The sequence below is a fragment of the Frigoribacterium sp. CFBP 13712 genome (assembly GCF_014842255.1).
GTDB lineage: Bacteria > Actinomycetota > Actinomycetes > Actinomycetales > Microbacteriaceae > Frigoribacterium.
The window spans coordinates 483,566-498,009 of sequence record NZ_JACYVH010000002.1; the positions used below are offsets into that span (position 1 = coordinate 483,566).

Annotated in this window: 15 protein-coding genes; 8 read left to right on the plus strand and 7 right to left on the minus strand. The window is 71.5% G+C overall.

Annotation, left to right across the window (positions count from 1 at the left end; all coding sequences use genetic code 11):
- Positions 1–7: 7 nt before the first annotated feature.
- Genes IFT51_RS05875 through IFT51_RS05885 form a run of 3 tightly spaced genes read right to left on the minus strand, consistent with a single transcriptional unit; the run spans position 8 to position 2,633 of the window.
- Positions 8–1,018, minus strand: a complete 1,011-nt coding sequence (locus IFT51_RS05875) for an ABC transporter ATP-binding protein (protein ID WP_192060116.1) — start codon at positions 1,016–1,018, stop codon at positions 8–10.
- The gene (locus tag IFT51_RS05880) at positions 1,015–1,812 is read right to left on the minus strand and encodes an ABC transporter permease (RefSeq protein WP_320478015.1); all 798 of its coding nucleotides are present in this window, start codon (positions 1,810–1,812) and stop codon (positions 1,015–1,017) included. Before IFT51_RS05880 ends, IFT51_RS05875 begins: the two co-directional genes overlap by 4 nt.
- On the minus strand, positions 1,809–2,633 hold the full coding sequence (locus IFT51_RS05885; RefSeq protein WP_243213791.1) for an ABC transporter permease: 825 nt from the start codon (positions 2,631–2,633) through the stop codon (positions 1,809–1,811). Before IFT51_RS05885 ends, IFT51_RS05880 begins: the two co-directional genes overlap by 4 nt.
- Before the next feature lie 228 nt (positions 2,634–2,861).
- Here IFT51_RS05885 and IFT51_RS05890 point away from each other — a divergent pair, with 228 nt between their 5' ends.
- The gene (locus IFT51_RS05890) at positions 2,862–3,851 is read left to right on the plus strand and encodes a LacI family DNA-binding transcriptional regulator (protein WP_244636935.1); all 990 of its coding nucleotides are present in this window, start codon (positions 2,862–2,864) and stop codon (positions 3,849–3,851) included.
- 19 nt (positions 3,852–3,870) lie between these two features.
- On the opposite strand, the gene IFT51_RS05895 is transcribed toward IFT51_RS05890, so the two are convergent.
- Positions 3,871–4,476: a hypothetical protein gene (locus IFT51_RS05895; RefSeq protein ID WP_192060118.1), complete on the minus strand. Its 606-nt coding sequence runs from the start codon at positions 4,474–4,476 to the stop codon at positions 3,871–3,873.
- Positions 4,477–4,508: 32 nt separating this feature from the next.
- Here IFT51_RS05895 and IFT51_RS05900 point away from each other — a divergent pair, with 32 nt between their 5' ends.
- A complete protein-coding gene (locus IFT51_RS05900; protein WP_192060119.1) occupies positions 4,509–5,048 on the plus strand; it encodes an adenine phosphoribosyltransferase in 540 nt (179 codons plus the stop codon).
- Positions 5,049–5,128: 80 nt separating this feature from the next.
- On the opposite strand, the gene IFT51_RS05905 is transcribed toward IFT51_RS05900, so the two are convergent.
- A complete protein-coding gene (locus tag IFT51_RS05905; RefSeq protein WP_192060120.1) occupies positions 5,129–5,863 on the minus strand; it encodes a M50 family metallopeptidase in 735 nt (244 codons plus the stop codon).
- A gap of 150 nt (positions 5,864–6,013) precedes the next feature.
- Here IFT51_RS05905 and IFT51_RS05910 point away from each other — a divergent pair, with 150 nt between their 5' ends.
- From IFT51_RS05910 to IFT51_RS05925, 4 genes are all read left to right on the plus strand, one after another.
- Complete coding sequence (locus IFT51_RS05910) at positions 6,014–6,466, plus strand: VanZ family protein (RefSeq protein ID WP_192060121.1); 453 nt, start codon at positions 6,014–6,016, stop codon at positions 6,464–6,466.
- A gap of 93 nt (positions 6,467–6,559) precedes the next feature.
- Complete coding sequence (gene rpsO, locus IFT51_RS05915) at positions 6,560–6,829, plus strand: 30S ribosomal protein S15 (RefSeq protein WP_192060122.1); 270 nt, start codon at positions 6,560–6,562, stop codon at positions 6,827–6,829.
- A 310-nt stretch (positions 6,830–7,139) separates the two neighbouring features.
- Positions 7,140–9,413, plus strand: a complete 2,274-nt coding sequence (locus IFT51_RS05920; RefSeq protein ID WP_192060123.1) for a polyribonucleotide nucleotidyltransferase — start codon at positions 7,140–7,142, stop codon at positions 9,411–9,413.
- 237 nt (positions 9,414–9,650) lie between these two features.
- Positions 9,651–10,727, plus strand: a complete 1,077-nt coding sequence (locus IFT51_RS05925; RefSeq protein ID WP_371740705.1) for an aldo/keto reductase — start codon at positions 9,651–9,653, stop codon at positions 10,725–10,727.
- Between the two features lie 293 nt (positions 10,728–11,020).
- Here the strand turns inward: IFT51_RS05925 and IFT51_RS05930 are convergent, their stop codons facing one another.
- Entirely contained in the window at positions 11,021–11,635 is a 615-nt protein-coding gene (locus tag IFT51_RS05930) for a TetR/AcrR family transcriptional regulator (RefSeq protein ID WP_320478023.1), read from the minus strand.
- Positions 11,636–11,855: 220 nt separating this feature from the next.
- Here IFT51_RS05930 and IFT51_RS05935 point away from each other — a divergent pair, with 220 nt between their 5' ends.
- A complete protein-coding gene (locus IFT51_RS05935; RefSeq protein ID WP_192060125.1) occupies positions 11,856–13,226 on the plus strand; it encodes a pitrilysin family protein in 1,371 nt (456 codons plus the stop codon).
- A 14-nt stretch (positions 13,227–13,240) separates the two neighbouring features.
- Complete coding sequence (locus IFT51_RS05940; protein WP_192060126.1) at positions 13,241–13,843, plus strand: histidine phosphatase family protein; 603 nt, start codon at positions 13,241–13,243, stop codon at positions 13,841–13,843.
- A 55-nt stretch (positions 13,844–13,898) separates the two neighbouring features.
- Here IFT51_RS05940 and IFT51_RS05945 read toward each other — a convergent pair whose 3' ends face one another.
- Entirely contained in the window at positions 13,899–14,435 is a 537-nt protein-coding gene (locus IFT51_RS05945) for a GNAT family N-acetyltransferase (protein WP_192060127.1), read from the minus strand.
- Positions 14,436–14,444: the final 9 nt, after the last annotated feature.

The following is a 14,444-nucleotide window of genomic DNA, read 5'->3' on the forward strand; positions in this document are numbered from 1 at the left end:
CCGGGTGTCAGTCGGCGACCGCGACGAGTCGCCCGACCGGCGCCGAGACGGTCACCGGGTCGCCGATCGCGATCGTCTCCACGCCGGTGCTGCGGACGTCGGAGACGAGTCGGACGTCCGCTCCGGCGGCGTCGACGGCCTGCACGGTCACCAGGAGGTCCACCCCGCGGTACGCGACGTCGGTGACGCGGCCGGCGAGCTGCAGACCGTCGTGTGCCGCGCCTCCTGCGGGGCCGCCGGGGGTGACCGCGAGGTGCTCGGGTCGGACGGCCAGCGAGGTGCCGTCGGCGGCCGTGACGAAGTTCTCGTAGCCGAGGAACTCGGCGACGAAGCGGTTCGCGGGGTTCGGGAACACCTGCTGCGGGGCGCCCTGCTGCATGATGCGACCGGCGCGCATCAGCACCATGTCGTCGCTCATCTCGAGCGCTTCGTCCTGATCGTGGGTGACGAGCACGACGGTGAGACCGGTCTCGCCCTGGATGCGGCGGATCTCGGCCCGCATCTGCACCCGCAGCCGGGCGTCGAGGTTCGACAGGGGCTCGTCGAGCAGCAGCAGCTTCGGGCGGATCGCGATGGCCCGGGCCAGCGCCACGCGCTGCTGCTGACCGCCGGACAGCTTCTTCGGCTTGCTGCCCGCGAGGTGCGCGAGACCGACGAGGTCGAGGGTCTCCATCACGCGCCGACGGCGTTCGGCGGTGTCGACGCCGCGCAGCTTGAGGCCGTACCCGACGTTCTCGGCGACCGACAGGTGGGGGAACAGCGCGTATGACTGGAACACCATGCCGAGGTCGCGCTTCTCGGGCGGGGTGCGGGTGCTGTCGACCCCGCCGATCCGGATCGTGCCCGACGTCGGGGCCGAGTAGCCGGCGAGCATGCGGAGGCTCGTGGTCTTGCCGCAGCCGCTCGGGCCGAGCAGCGTGGTGAGCCTGCCCTCGGAGATGGCGAGGTCGATCGAGTCGACGGCGGTGAAGTCGCCGAAGACCTGGCTCACGGCGACGAATTCTGCTGCGGTGCTCATCTGTTGATGCCTCCGAAGATCTTGGCGAAGCCGACGGTGCGTTCGGCGATGACGGCGATGACGACGGTGCCCGCGAGGATCAGCGTGGCCATCGCCGCGACCATGGGGTCGTAGCTCTGCTGCACGTAGTCGAGCATCGTGACGGGAAGGGTGCGGAAGTCGCGGCTCTGCAGCAGCAGCGACAGCGGCACGTTGTTGAACGACGTGACGAAGCTGAGCAGCGCGGCGGAGAAGATGCCGGGTCGCAGCAGGGGCAGCGTCACGGTGAAGAAGGCGCGGAGGGGCGAGGCGCCGAGACCGCGGGCGGCCTCCTCGAGCGCCGGGTCGGCGAGGGCGAGCGAGGCCCCGGTCACCCGCACGGCGTAGGGCAGCATCAGCACGGTGTGCCCGATCAGCAGCACCGGGAAGTTGTCGAGCCGGAACCCGATCACGAGCTGCTGGTAGAGCGCGAGCCCGACGACGAGCTCGGGCACGATCAGCGGCGACAGGAACAGCCCCTCGACCAGCCCCTTGCCGGGCAGTCGGCCGCGGTGGATCGCCAGCGTGGCGGGCACCCCGACGGCGAGCGCGAGCACGGTGGCGACGAGGGCGAGCTGCAGGCTCGACAGCAGCGCTGAGACGAACGGGTCGTAGCCGAGCGCGGCCTCGAACCAGCGCAGCGAGAAGCCCTGCGGCGGGAACCTCAGCGTGCTGCCCGAGGTGAAGGCGGTGGCGACGACGAACAGGATCGGAACGATCATGACGACGTAGCCGGCGACGGCGAGCGAACCGGCGACGGGGCGGCGGGTCTTCACGAGGTGGCTCCCTTCCGGGCGACGAGGGTGGACAGCCCCGAGACGGCGAAGACGAGCACGGTCATGATCAGGGCGGTGGCGGAGGCGCCGGCCCAGTCGATCGTGACGCTCGAGTACGAGAACAGCTGGGTGGCGAGCATCCGCTGACCGGAGCCCCCGAGCAGGTAGGGCGTCGTGTACGCCGTCACCGAGCCGGCGAAGACGAGGGTCGCGGCGACGACGACCCCCGGCAGCGACAACGGCACGACGATGCTCCAGAAGGTGCGGATGCGGCTCGCGCCGAGACCGCGCGCGGCGTCGTCGAGACCGGGGTCGACCTGGGCCACCGCCGAGTAGCACGAGATGATCGCGAGCGGCAGGAAGAGCTGCGTCAGACCGAGCACGATGGCGAGCTCGGTGTAGAGCAGCTGCGGGGCCTCGTCGACGAGTCCGAGGGTGGTCAGCAGCTGCCCGATGGCGCCGTTCTTGCCGAGCAGCACGAGCCAGCCGAAGGTGCGGACGACGTTGCTCAGCAGCAGGGGGAAGATCGCGAGGGCCAGCAGCACGCCCGACCAGCGCGACGTCGAGCGGGCGAGCAGGTAAGCGATCGGGAACCCGAGCGACACGCAGATCACCGTGACGATCAGGCCGAGCCCGACCGTCCGACCGATGATGCGGAGATCGTAGGGGTCGGTGAGCATCCCGCCGAGGCGACCGACGATCTCGACGGCGGTGACCCCGGGAGGCGCGAACAGCATCGCGAGGGACGGCACGGCGAACCCCACGACGAGCAGGAGGAGACCCGGCAGCAGCAGGAGCAGCGCGGGTTTGCGGGACGTCACGGGGGTGCCTCCGATCGGTGTGGCGGGTGCGGCCGGTGTCGGGATCGCCGCTCAGGGTCCGAGCGATGCAACCGGTTACATCGACCCTAGGGGCGTGCAGCGCCCGAACCGTCCCGTCCGTGTAAACAACGTGTAAAACCCGCGACGCACCCTGCGAGACCGGTTTCAGCCGACGCCCTAGGCTGACGGCATGACGACGGGGTGGCGCGCGAGCGGCGGGGGCGGGCGATGAGCGGCCCGGGGCGACTGGCGACGCTCGCCGACGTCGCGACGCTCGCCGGGGTCTCGAAGGCGACCGCCTCGCGGGTGCTGAGCCGCCCCGAGCTCGTGGCCCCCGAGACCGCGACCAGGGTGCTGTCGGCGGCCCAGAAGCTCGGGTTCGTGCCCAACCGCGCGGCCCGCCAGCTCGCCCGCGGTCGCACGGGCGTCGTCGCGGTCGTCGTGCCCACGCTCGACAACGCGTTCTTCACCCCCATCATCGCCGGGGCTCAGGCCGAGGCGGGCGAGGCCGACCTGCAGCTCACGGTGGCCGTGCACCCCCTCGCCGGGGTCGCCGAGCTCACGGCGTTCGAGCGCCTGTCGCACCAGGTCGACGGATTCATCGTCGTGGCGCCCCGCGGGCCCGACGACGTCGTGCGGGCGGCGATCGCCCACAAGCCCACCGTGCTGGTCGATCGGGAGGTGACCGGCGCCTCCTCGGTGGTCGCCGACACGGCCACGGCCTTCGGGTCGCTCGTCTCGCGGTTCGCCGACGAGGGCCGCCGGCGCATCGTCTACCTCGGCGGCCCCGACGGCTCGTGGCAGAACCTGCAGCGGACGGCCGCGGTCGTCGAGGCCGCCCGGGGCCGGGCCGAGCTGACCGTGCTCGGTCCGTACCCGGCGACGTTCGAGGCCGGCGTGCGGGCGGCGGCCGACGTCGTGGCCTCGGGCGCCGATGCCGTCGTGCCCTACGCCACGGCCATCGGCCTCGGCGTGATGTTCGTCCTCCGCGGCGGAGGGGCAGGCGTCGCCGCGGCGCCCGTCGTCAGCTCCGAGCGGATGGTCGTCGACGCCCTCGGTCTGCAGGGCGTCCCCGCGATCGACGTCGACGGCGAGCACCTCGGCCGTGTCGCCGCCTCACGACTCATCGCGGCGATCGCCTCCGGTGCACCCGCCGAGGCGACGCCGCTCCGTCTCCCCGTCCCGGTCCGCTGGCCCGCCGTTCCCGGCCCCGGGTGAGGTCGGGCGGCGGCGGGCGTCAGCGGTACTCGTCGGGCCAGTCGAAGGCGGGAGGCGCGGTGACGGTCTCGCCCGTCGGCGCGAGCACCAGCGCGATGTCGTCGAAGTCGCCGAGGGGGATGCCCGCCGGGTCGCCCGGGTAGCGGGATCCGCCGACGAACGTCGTCAGCGCGTACCCGTCGTCCGCGCCCAGTGAGCCGATGCTCGTCGCGTCGAGGTCGACGTCCCACTCGGTGAAGAGCTGCCCGAGCACGAGGGTCTCGCGCCGGGGCGACTCGACGTGGACGATGCCCGTCGTGTCGTGGGTGTGCAGCGGCGCCGCGAACTTCGAATCGGCGTCGTGGCCGATGTCGCCGGGCAGGGTGACGGGCTCGCCGTCGACCGTGATCGACAGGTGGCTGTGCACGTGCATCGCGAGGTCCTCGCCCCAGACGTTCGTCAGACCGGCCGCCGCCGCGCGGGCGGGTCGATCGGCCACGGCGGGAACCGGCCAGGGAGGCGCGGTGTCCGCACCCGAGACCCGGTTCGGCAGGCCGGACTGGACGACGCCGATCGCGACGCCGCCGGCGATGACGACGGCGGCGGCGACGAGGCCCAGCAGGCGGGGGGACTGTCCCACATTCATGGCGCGATGCTACGCCCGGTACATTCGTGTGAATGTCCACCACCGACGTCTCCGCCCTCCTCGACGACCTGATCGCCGTCGTCCCCGACTTCCCGAAACCGGGCATCCTCTTCCGCGACGTGACCCCGCTCTTCTCCCACGCCGACGCCTTCGCGACCGTCACCACGGCCCTCAGCGAACCGTTCGACGGGTCGTTCCAGGCGGTCGCCGGCATCGAGGCCCGCGGCTTCGCACTCGCCGGCGGCATCGCGATCGAGCAGCACGTCGGCGTCCTCACCGTCCGCAAGGCGGGCAAGCTGCCCGGCGAGGTGCTGAGCGAGAGCTACGCCCTCGAGTACGGCGAGGCGACCCTCGAGCTGCGCCCCAGTCAGCTGCCGAAGGGCACGCGGGTGCTGGTCGTCGACGACGTCCTGGCCACCGGCGGCACCGCCGAGGCGACCGTCACGCTGCTCGAGCGCGCCGGGTACGAGGTCGTCGGGCTGGCCGTGCTGCTCGAGCTGGACGGTCTCGGCGGGCGCGACCGCCTGGCGCCGCGCCTCCCCGTCCACGCGCTCGGCTCCGCCCCGGCCTGATCCGCGCCGGCCCGGCCCGGCCCGACCCGCCCGGCCTGACCCGAGCGGCCGAGACCCGACTCAGCCGCCGGAGACCCGGCTCAGCCGAGCGAGCGCGCCAGCTCGATCGTCTGGGGGAAGATCAGCCCGGCCGAGCCGGCCAGGCAGACCAGGGCGACGATCACGAACACGCCGACCCAGACGACCCCGGGTACGCGGGTCAGGGCGGCCAGCTGGTCCGCGTCCGACCCCGTCGTGCGCGAGCGGCGGCGACTCCGCTGCAGCTCGAGCGAGGTCCGCAGGGCGCCGAAGCCGAGCACGGCCGTCAGGGCGACGCCGAAGGCGCTCTGCCAGGGCGCCGAGGCGAAGAAGGTGACGGCGACGACGATGGCCGCCCCGACGAGCACCACCCAGAGTCCGAACCAGTTGCGGATCTGCACGAGCATCAGCGCCAGCAGCAGCAGGAGCGCCCAGAGCAGCCCGGCGGCGTAGCCGGCCGACAGCAGCCAGGCCGCGCCGAGCGACGCGATCGCCGGCGCGGTGTAGCCCGCGAGCAGCGTCAGCACCATGCCGGGGCCGGTGCGCGGCCCGCGCGACACGGTCAGCCCGGAGGTGTCCGAGTGCAGGCGGATCCCCGACAGCCGCCGCCCCGTGAGCACCGCGGCGAGTCCGTGGCCGCCCTCGTGCACGACGGTCACGGCGTGCCGCACGGTGTGCCAGGCGCCCGGCACGAGCACGGCCGCGAGGCCGGCGGCGACGGCGGCGAGCAGCCAGGGGAGGGGGAGCGGCTGCGCCACGAGGCTGACGCGGCTCCAGAGTTCGGCGACGAGGTCCACGCGACGAGCCTAGGAGGCGCGGTGCGCGCCTCCCTGGCACCGCGCCTCCTCGGGTCGCCGGCCCCGCACCCGCCCGCCCGGCGTCGTCCTGGAGGATGAACTCCGCCGGCGCGGCCTCGATCCCCAGGTCGCGTCCGTCACCATGGAGTCATGCGTCGTGCCGTCCTCCTCCTGCTCACCCTCGTCTATCTGGCGGGTGTCGCGTGGATGACGCTGCGCCCCAGCGTCTACGGGCCCGGCACGACCGAGCTGCTCTGGCGCGCCCTCGACCTCTTCGCCCGGCACGACGAGACGTCGTGGATCACCTTCGCCCGGGTCGAGGCCGCGGCGAACGTCGCCATGTTCGTGCCGATGGGCATGTTCCCGGCGCTGCTGCTGCCCAGGCGGTTCTGGTGGGTCGGCATCGTGGTCGGCTTCGCGGCGACCGTGGGCATCGAGTGGTACCAGGCGGCCTATCTGTCGGCCACCCGGTTCTCCGACCCGCAAGACCTGGTCATGAACACGCTGGGCGCGGTCATCGGCGCGGTGTTCGTGGGTCTGGCCCTGCCCCGTCGCCGCCGGCGTCGACCCGCGGGCGCCCGGTCCGCCGCCCCTGTCTGGTAGGCTCCTCAGGTTGCCGTCTGAACGGCCGCGGAAGAAGAGAGCTCGCACATCCGGTGACGGGCACCGCGCAACGAACTGAAAGGGGATCCACCTATGGCACTCGCACCTGACGTCAAGACCCGGATCATCGAAGAATACGCGACTCACCCCGGCGACACCGGATCCCCCGAGGTCCAGGTCGCCATGATGACGCAGCGCATCCTCGACCTCACCGAGCACCTCAAAGAGCACAAGCACGACCACCACTCGCGTCGTGGTCTGCTGCTCCTCGTGGGTCAGCGCCGCCGACTCCTGGGCTACCTGTCCCGGGTCGACATCGAGCGCTACCGTACGCTCATCGGTCGTCTCGGCCTGCGCCGCTAGTCTTCGCGCTCCGAACGTCTCGACNCCGCTCCGGCTCCGTGAGGCGGTCACACCCGGGTGCTAGGATCGCGCTCGGAGCAGGCCGGTACGGCTGCTGGTCACCGGTGGTGGCAGGCGGAATGCCCCGATCGACGCATCGAGTCGCGATCGGAGGCGGGGTCCGACCGTCTTCACTGTTGGCCAGACGTGCCACCGCCTCCGTCGCGTTGCTGCACGTGCATGTCCTCATGCCGTCCACGCCGCCCGCTCCCGGTACGACATCGAGGCCCACACGGGGCATCGATTCAAAACAAAGAGGAGAAACCCCCACATGGAGGGTCCAGAGATCAAGTTCGGCGAAGCCGTGCTCGACAACGGCAAGTTCGGCAAGCGCACCATCCGATTCGAGACCGGTCGTCTCGCCCAGCAGGCCCAGGGAGCCGTCGCCGCCTACCTCGACGACGACACCATGCTGCTGTCCGCCACCAGCGCCAGCAAGAAGCCGAAGGACAACTTCGACTTCTTCCCGCTGACCATCGACGTCGAAGAGCGCTCGTACGCCGCGGGCAAGATCCCCGGCTCGTTCTTCCGTCGCGAGGGCCGCCCCTCGACCGAGGCCATCCTCGTCTGCCGTCTCATCGACCGGCCCCTGCGCCCCTCGTTCGTCGAGGGTCTCCGCAACGAGGTCCAGGTCGTCATCACGGTGCTCAGCATCGCTCCCGACGAGTTCTACGACGCTCTCGCGATCAACGCGGCCAGCGCCTCCACCCAGATCTCCGGTCTGCCGTTCTCCGGCCCCATCGCCGGTGTGCGCCTCGCGCTGATCGGCGACCAGTGGGTCGCCTTCCCGAAGGCCTCGCAGCTGGCCGACGCCGTCTTCGACCTCACGGTCGCGGGTCGCGTCGTCACCGACGCCGCCGGCAACGACGACGTCGCGATCATGATGGTCGAGGCCGAGGCCACCGAGCACGCCTGGGGTCTCATCCAGGGCGGCGCGACGAAGCCCGACGAGGCCGTCGTCGCCCAGGGTCTCGAAGCCGCCAAGCCGTTCCTCAAGCAGCTCGTCGAGGCCCAGGCCACGATGGCCGCGCAGGCCGCCAAGGAGATCGCCGACTACCCGGTCTTCCTGCCCTACACCGACGAGGTGCTCGAGGCTGTCACGGCCGCCGCGGGCACCGAGCTCGCCGAGGTCTACAAGATCGCCGGCAAGATCGAGCGCCAGGACGCCGACGACGCCCTCAAGGCGACCGTCAAGGACGCCATCGCGGCCAAGGTCGCCGCGGGCGAGCTGCCCGAGACGGCCAACGGCCAGGTGGGCGCCGCCTACAAGTCGGCGACGAAGAAGGTCGTCCGCGACCGCATCCTCACCGAGCAGATCCGCATGGACGGGCGCGGCCTGGCCGACATCCGCCCGCTCGACGCCGAGGTCCAGGTCATCCCGCGCGTGCACGGCTCGGCCATCTTCCAGCGCGGCGAGACCCAGATCATGGGCGTCACCACGCTGAACATGCTCAAGATGGAGCAGCAGATCGACTCGCTGAGCCCGGTCACCAAGAAGCGCTACCTGCACCACTACAACTTCCCGCCCTACTCGACCGGTGAGACCGGCCGCGTCGGTTCGCCGAAGCGTCGCGAGATCGGGCACGGCTTCCTGGCCGAGCGCGCCCTCGTGCCGGTGCTGCCGAGCCGCGAGGAGTTCCCCTACGCCATCCGTCAGGTGTCCGAGGCCCTCGGCTCCAACGGCTCGACGTCGATGGGCTCCGTCTGCGCCTCGACCCTGTCGCTGCTGAACGCCGGTGTGCCCCTCAAGGCCCCCGTCGCCGGCATCGCCATGGGCCTCGTCTCCGACGAGGTCGACGGCCAGACGCGCTACGCGGCGCTGACCGACATCCTCGGCGCCGAAGACGCCCTGGGCGACATGGACTTCAAGGTCGCCGGCACGTCCGAGTTCGTCACGGCCATCCAGCTCGACACGAAGCTCGACGGTCTGCCGACCGCCGTCCTCGACGCCGCGCTGAAGCAGGCCAAGGAGGCGCGCACCGCCATCCTCGGCGTCCTGAACTCCGCGATCGACGCTCCCGACGAGATGGCCCCGACCGCGCCCCGCGTGATCTCGGTCCAGATCCCGCAGGACAAGATCGGCGAGCTGATCGGCCCGAAGGGCAAGACGATCAACTCCATCCAGGACACCACCGGCGCCGACATCAGCATCGAAGAAGACGGAACCGTCTACATCGGTGCCGTCGACGGCCCGTCGGCCGAGGCCGCTCGTGCCCAGGTCAACGCGATCGCGAACCCCACCAACCCCGAGGTCGGCGAGCAGTTCCTCGGAACCGTCGTCAAGATCGCGTCGTTCGGTGCCTTCGTCTCGCTCCTCCCCGGCAAGGACGGCCTGCTGCACATCAGCGAGGTCCGCAAGCTCGCCGGTGGCAAGCGCGTCGAGAACGTCGAGGACGTGCTCGGAGTCGGCCAGAAGATCCTGGTCGAGATCACGAAGACGGACGACCGCGGCAAGCTCTCGCTCGCTCCGGTCGTCGCCGAGTCGGCCGACACCGACTCGAGCGGCGCCACCGAGACGTCGACCGACGAGTCGGTCGACGCGTAGCACCCGCCTGAACCGACGAGCCCGTCGCGACCTCGTGTCGCGGCGGGCTCGTCGGCGTTCCGGGCCCATGAGCGGGTCGTCTCAGGCTCGAGTGGAAATAGGACGATTCTTCACGTAACGATTCGGTGCGGCGGCGCGCGCGACGAGGGCCGGGGTCGTATTCTGACGATGAGGCGCAGACCCTGGCATCCGTCCAGCTCAGACGGGTGAGGGTGCGCCAGCGGAGGAGGACTGTCGGTGACCGACTCGACGGCCACGACCGCACAGGCGGCCGCCGCCGAGCCCGACGCGGCCGTCCGCTCCGAAGCCGTCCCCTCCGGTGCCGTCCGCCCCCGGTGGCAGCATGCTGCCGCGGTTGACCAGGCCACCGTTCCGGTCGATCTGGGCATCATCCAGCCGCGCCGTCGACTCGGCACGTCCGATCTCCGGGTGTTCCCCCTCGCGCTCGGCGGGAACGTCTTCGGCTGGACGGCCGACCAGACCGAGACGCGCGCGGTCCTCGACACCTACTTCGATCTCGGCGGCAACTTCGTCGACACCGCCGACTCGTACGCCGGGGGGCGCAGCGAGATCATGATCGGCTCCTGGATGCGCGATCGTCGATCGCGTGACGACATGGTCGTCTCGACGAAGGTCGGCAAGAGCGCCGACAACCCGGGTCTCACGCCGAAGGCGATCGAGCGCGCCGTCGAGGCCTCGCTCGAGCGCCTCGGCACCGACCGCATCGATCTGCTGTACCTCCACGTCGACGACACCGAGGTGGCGTTCGAGCGCACCCTCCTCGCCGTCGACCACCTGATCCGCGCCGGCAAGGTCCGGTACTTCGGCGGTTCCCATCATTCGGGCAACCGGCTCTACGAGGCCCGGATCGCCGCGGGAATGCTCGGGGTCGCGCCGATGGTCGCGCTCCAGAACCAGTACAACCTGCTCAACCGCGGCGAGTACGAGAAGGGTCTCGCCCGAGTGGCCGGTCAGCTGGGTCTCGGTGTGATGCCGCGCTTCGCCCTGGCGAGCGGATTCCTCTCCGGCAAGTACCGCACCCGTGCCGACTTCGCCGGGTCGCAGCGTCGTCCTGATCTCGCGAAACAGCTGACCAAACGCGGGCTGCGCATCCTGCACGAGCTCGACCGGATCGCCTCGGTGCACGAGGTGTCGACCGCCGCGATCTCGTTGGCCTGGCTGCTCACGAAGCCCAACGTCGTGGCCCCGGTCGCGAGCGCGACGAATGCGAAGCAGGTGTACGAGCTGGCGCAGGCCGTCCGCGTGCAGTTGACGCGCCTCCAGGTGCTCGACCTCGATCGGGTCTCCGCGTAAGACGACCGCCCACCTCGGGCACCGTCCGATCCCGGGGTGCACCGGCGGTTCCGGCGTCGGCTCACAGAGGCGACCGGCGCGAGGCGCTTCGGCGTGCCGAACCCGACCGGCGCGGCTCGCTCCGGCGTGCCGAACCCGACCGATCGTGCCGAAAACACCGACCAGCAGCGCCCTGAGCCCCCTCGCGAGACGAAACGGTCGCGATCTGCACACCCTTCCGGTCAGGCGCGGGATCGCGTGCGTGACGTGAGCGGGGGAGAGGTCCGGGGAGGGCCGAGGAGGCGCGGCGCGCGTCAGGCGTCGAGCAGGCGGTCCGCGGTGCGGCGCAACGACGCGGAGGCGGCGATGGCGTCGCCGGCGTAGGCGCCGACCTCGGCGCCGTCGAGTGCGAGCTGGAAGTCGTCGGCGGCATCGCCCGGCATCGGGTGGCCGGCGTTCTTGAAGAGCTCGACGAGCGCGTCGGTGAGCCATTCGCGGTGCTCGCTGATGGCGACGCGGACGGGGTGGGTCGGGTCGCTGAACTCGGCCGCCGCGTTGGCGTAGGCGGAGCCTCTGAAGCCGGGCTCCTGGAGTCGGGTCGCGAAGGCGTCGACGAAGCTGCGGACGGCGGCGACGCCGTCGGGAGCGGACGACACGGTCTCGGCGAGAGCGGCCACGTCGCGATCGTGCCGCACGGCGAGGAACTGGAGCACGAGGGTGTCCTTCGCGCCGAAGTGCTTGTAGAAGGTCGCCTTCGTGACCGACGACTCGGCGATGAGGCGGTCGACGCCCACGACGCGGATGCCCTCGTCGTAGAAGAGGCGATCGGCGGTCGTGAGGACGCGGGCGCGGGCGCCGGGCGTCTTCTGGTCGGCGCGGGGTCGGCCAGGGAGACGCTGGACGGCCGGTTGGGGGGAATCGACCGTCACAGCGTGGCTCCTTGGAACATATCGGCTTAGAGCCGCGTGGGGGACGCGCGCTCCGGACCTTGCGATGATGTCCGACCAGCCGCCGCAGCCGTCTCTCGTGGGGGGACGGGTCGACTGCGGTGTGACGACTGTAACACCGATGAGGACAGACCAACCCGTCTGTTTGTCCGCATTCCGTCCCCCAATTCGGGTGTCAGGGGCGGGCGGTAGGCTCACCACGATGAACGGACCGGTCGCACTGCCCCTCGACGAGGTCGAGCTCTCCTTCGAGGCGACGGGCGGCTCGCTCGTGCGGCGGACGGTGCTCCCCACGGGGGTGCGCATCCTCAGCGAGAGCATGCCCGGGGCCCGCAGCGCCACGGTCGGCTTCTGGGTCGCCGTCGGCAGCCGCGACGAGGGCGACGGCGACCGGGGGTCGACCCACTTCCTCGAGCATCTGCTCTTCAAGGGCACACCCACCCGGTCGGCCCTCGACATCGCCGTGGCCTTCGAGTCCGTCGGGGGCGAGCACAACGCCGCCACCGGCAAAGAGAGCACCTGCTATTACGCCAGGGTCCGCGACGTCGACCTCGACGACGCGGTCGACTCCCTCGCCGACATGGTGACCTCGTCGGTCCTCGATCCCCTCGAGTTCGAGACCGAGCGCGGCGTCATCCTCGACGAGCTCGCGATGGCCGACGACGACCCGAGCGACGTCGGCGGCGAGCGCCTGTTCGAGTCGGTCTTCGGCGACCACTCGCTCGGTCGACCGATCGGCGGGTCGCCCGACAGCATCCGGAGGGCCTCACGAGACGAGGTCCACCGGCACTACCTCCGCACGTACCGCCCGCGCGACCTCGTCGTGACGGTCGCGGGCGCCGTCGACCACGATCACCTCGTCCAGCGTCTCCAGGCCGCGATCGGGCGGTCCGACTGGTCCACCGACACCGCGCCTCCCGTGCCCCGTCGTCCGGCGACCGGCGCCGAGACGGCGCCGCAGCAGGGCGAGCCCCTCGTCGTCGTGCGCCGACCCCTCGAGCAGACGACGCTCCTCCTCGGCTTCCCGGGCCTCCCGGTGACCGACGACCGCCGCTCGGCCATGGCCGTGCTGAACTCCGTGCTCGGCGGCGGCATGTCCTCGAGGCTCTTCCAAGAGGTGCGAGAGCGCCGCGGTCTGGCCTACTCGGTGTATTCGTTCGCCCCGAGCTACTCCGACGCCGGTCTGTTCGGCCTCTACGCGGGGTGCGCGCCGGCCAACGCGGGCGACGTGGCCCGCCTGATGCTCGAGCAGCTCGACGAGGTCGCGACCGACGGCATCACGGCCGACGAGCACCGCCGTGCGCTCGGTCAGCTGGGCGGCGCCGCGGCTCTCGCTCTCGAAGACAGCGACACCCGGATGAACCGCCTCGGTCGCGCCGAGCTGTCGATGGGCGAGTTCGTCGATCTCGACGCCTCGCTGGCCCGACTCGCGGCCGTGCCGACCGACGACGTCCGCGACCTGGCCGCCGCCCTGCGCTCGGGCCCGCTGTCGACCGTGGTCGTCGGCGAGGTCGACGAGACGACGCTCCCCACCCGAGCGGCGACGGTCCCGACGTCGTCCGCCATCCGATGAACCAGGAGACGACGGTGTCCCACTACCTCTATCTCGTTCGCCACGGCGAACAGCAGGACGCCGAGCACGGGCTGCCCGACGGTCCGCTCTCCGAGCGCGGCAAGCGTCAGGCGCGACTCATCGCCGAGCGCCTCGGCGGCGTGCCGTTCGACGCGGCCTGGCATTCGCCCCTCGAGCGGGCGGCCGAGACCGCGCGCATCATGACCGAGCGACTGCCCGCCCTCGAATCCCAGCCGTCGACGCTGCTCTTCGACTGCGTGCCGTCGGGGCCGACCCCCGACATGCCGGCGGCGTACAAGCCGTTCTTCGGCGGAGTCACCGAAGACGAGATCGAAGCCGGTCAGGCGCAGATGGCCGACGCCGTCTCCGAGTGGCTGACGCCCGCGCGCGACGACCGGCACGATCTGCTGATCACCCACAACTTCGTCATCGGCTGGTTCGTCCGCGAGGTCTTCGGGGCGCCGGCCTGGCGCTGGATGGGCGTCAACCAGGCCAATGCCGGTCTGACGATCATCCGCGTGCGCTCGGCGAAGCCGCCCGAGCTGGTCACCCACAACGACCTCGGGCACCTGCCCGTCGAGCTGCGGACGGGCCTGCCCGTCGACCAGTCGATCTGACCGGCCGATCCGACCGCTCGGTCAGAGCCCTCGGTCCGATCGCTCGACCGACCGGTCAGCGGGCGGTCTTGCCGTACCAGGCGGTCGCGTTCGGGTTGTCGTTGTAGGGCTCGATCAGCGAGTAGCCCGCTGCGCGGTAGAGGCCGCCGGCCGCCTCCAGGCTGTCGTTCGTGTCGAGCACGAGCTGCTCGGCGCCGAGGTCGATCGCGCGGCGCTCGAGCTCGGCGAGCACGAGACGACCGAGACCCCGACCGCGGGCGACGGGTCGCACGAAGAGGTGCTTGACCTCGTAGCGGACCCGACCGTCGGCGCCCGGCTCGAGTCGGCGGACACCGCCGCAGGCCAGCGCGTCGTCGCCGTCGGGTGTGACGTCGCCGACGCCTCCCGCGTCGCGGACGCTCTCGTCGGTCGCCCCGTCGGCGACGGCGACGACGAACACGCCGGCCGGGGGAGTGAAGGTCGCGTCGACGGGCGTGGCCGTGTGATAGCTGCCCTGCGCGACCGGGAACGTCGCGGCCCGCTCGTCGAAGTACTCCGACAGCAACGAGGAGGCGGGGGTCGAGCTCACGGGCATCTCGCGGAATCGAGGCATCCCCCGATC

What these genes read in the sequence shown, in the direction of transcription:
- IFT51_RS05875 (WP_192060116.1), bottom strand. Translation starts at nt 1,018, where the DNA reads ATGAGCACCGCAGCAGAATTCGTCGCCGTGAGCCAGGTCTTCGGCGAC.
- IFT51_RS05890 (WP_244636935.1), top strand. Translation starts at nt 2,862, where the DNA reads ATGAGCGGCCCGGGGCGACTGGCGACGCTCGCCGACGTCGCGACGCTC.
- IFT51_RS05895 (WP_192060118.1), bottom strand. Translation starts at nt 4,476, where the DNA reads ATGAATGTGGGACAGTCCCCCCGCCTGCTGGGCCTCGTCGCCGCCGCC.
- IFT51_RS05900 (WP_192060119.1), top strand. Translation starts at nt 4,509, where the DNA reads ATGTCCACCACCGACGTCTCCGCCCTCCTCGACGACCTGATCGCCGTC.
- IFT51_RS05910 (WP_192060121.1), top strand. Translation starts at nt 6,014, where the DNA reads ATGCGTCGTGCCGTCCTCCTCCTGCTCACCCTCGTCTATCTGGCGGGT.
- rpsO (WP_192060122.1), top strand. Translation starts at nt 6,560, where the DNA reads ATGGCACTCGCACCTGACGTCAAGACCCGGATCATCGAAGAATACGCG.
- IFT51_RS05920 (WP_192060123.1), top strand. Translation starts at nt 7,140, where the DNA reads ATGGAGGGTCCAGAGATCAAGTTCGGCGAAGCCGTGCTCGACAACGGC.
- IFT51_RS05935 (WP_192060125.1), top strand. Translation starts at nt 11,856, where the DNA reads ATGAACGGACCGGTCGCACTGCCCCTCGACGAGGTCGAGCTCTCCTTC.
- IFT51_RS05945 (WP_192060127.1), bottom strand. Translation starts at nt 14,435, where the DNA reads ATGCCTCGATTCCGCGAGATGCCCGTGAGCTCGACCCCCGCCTCCTCG.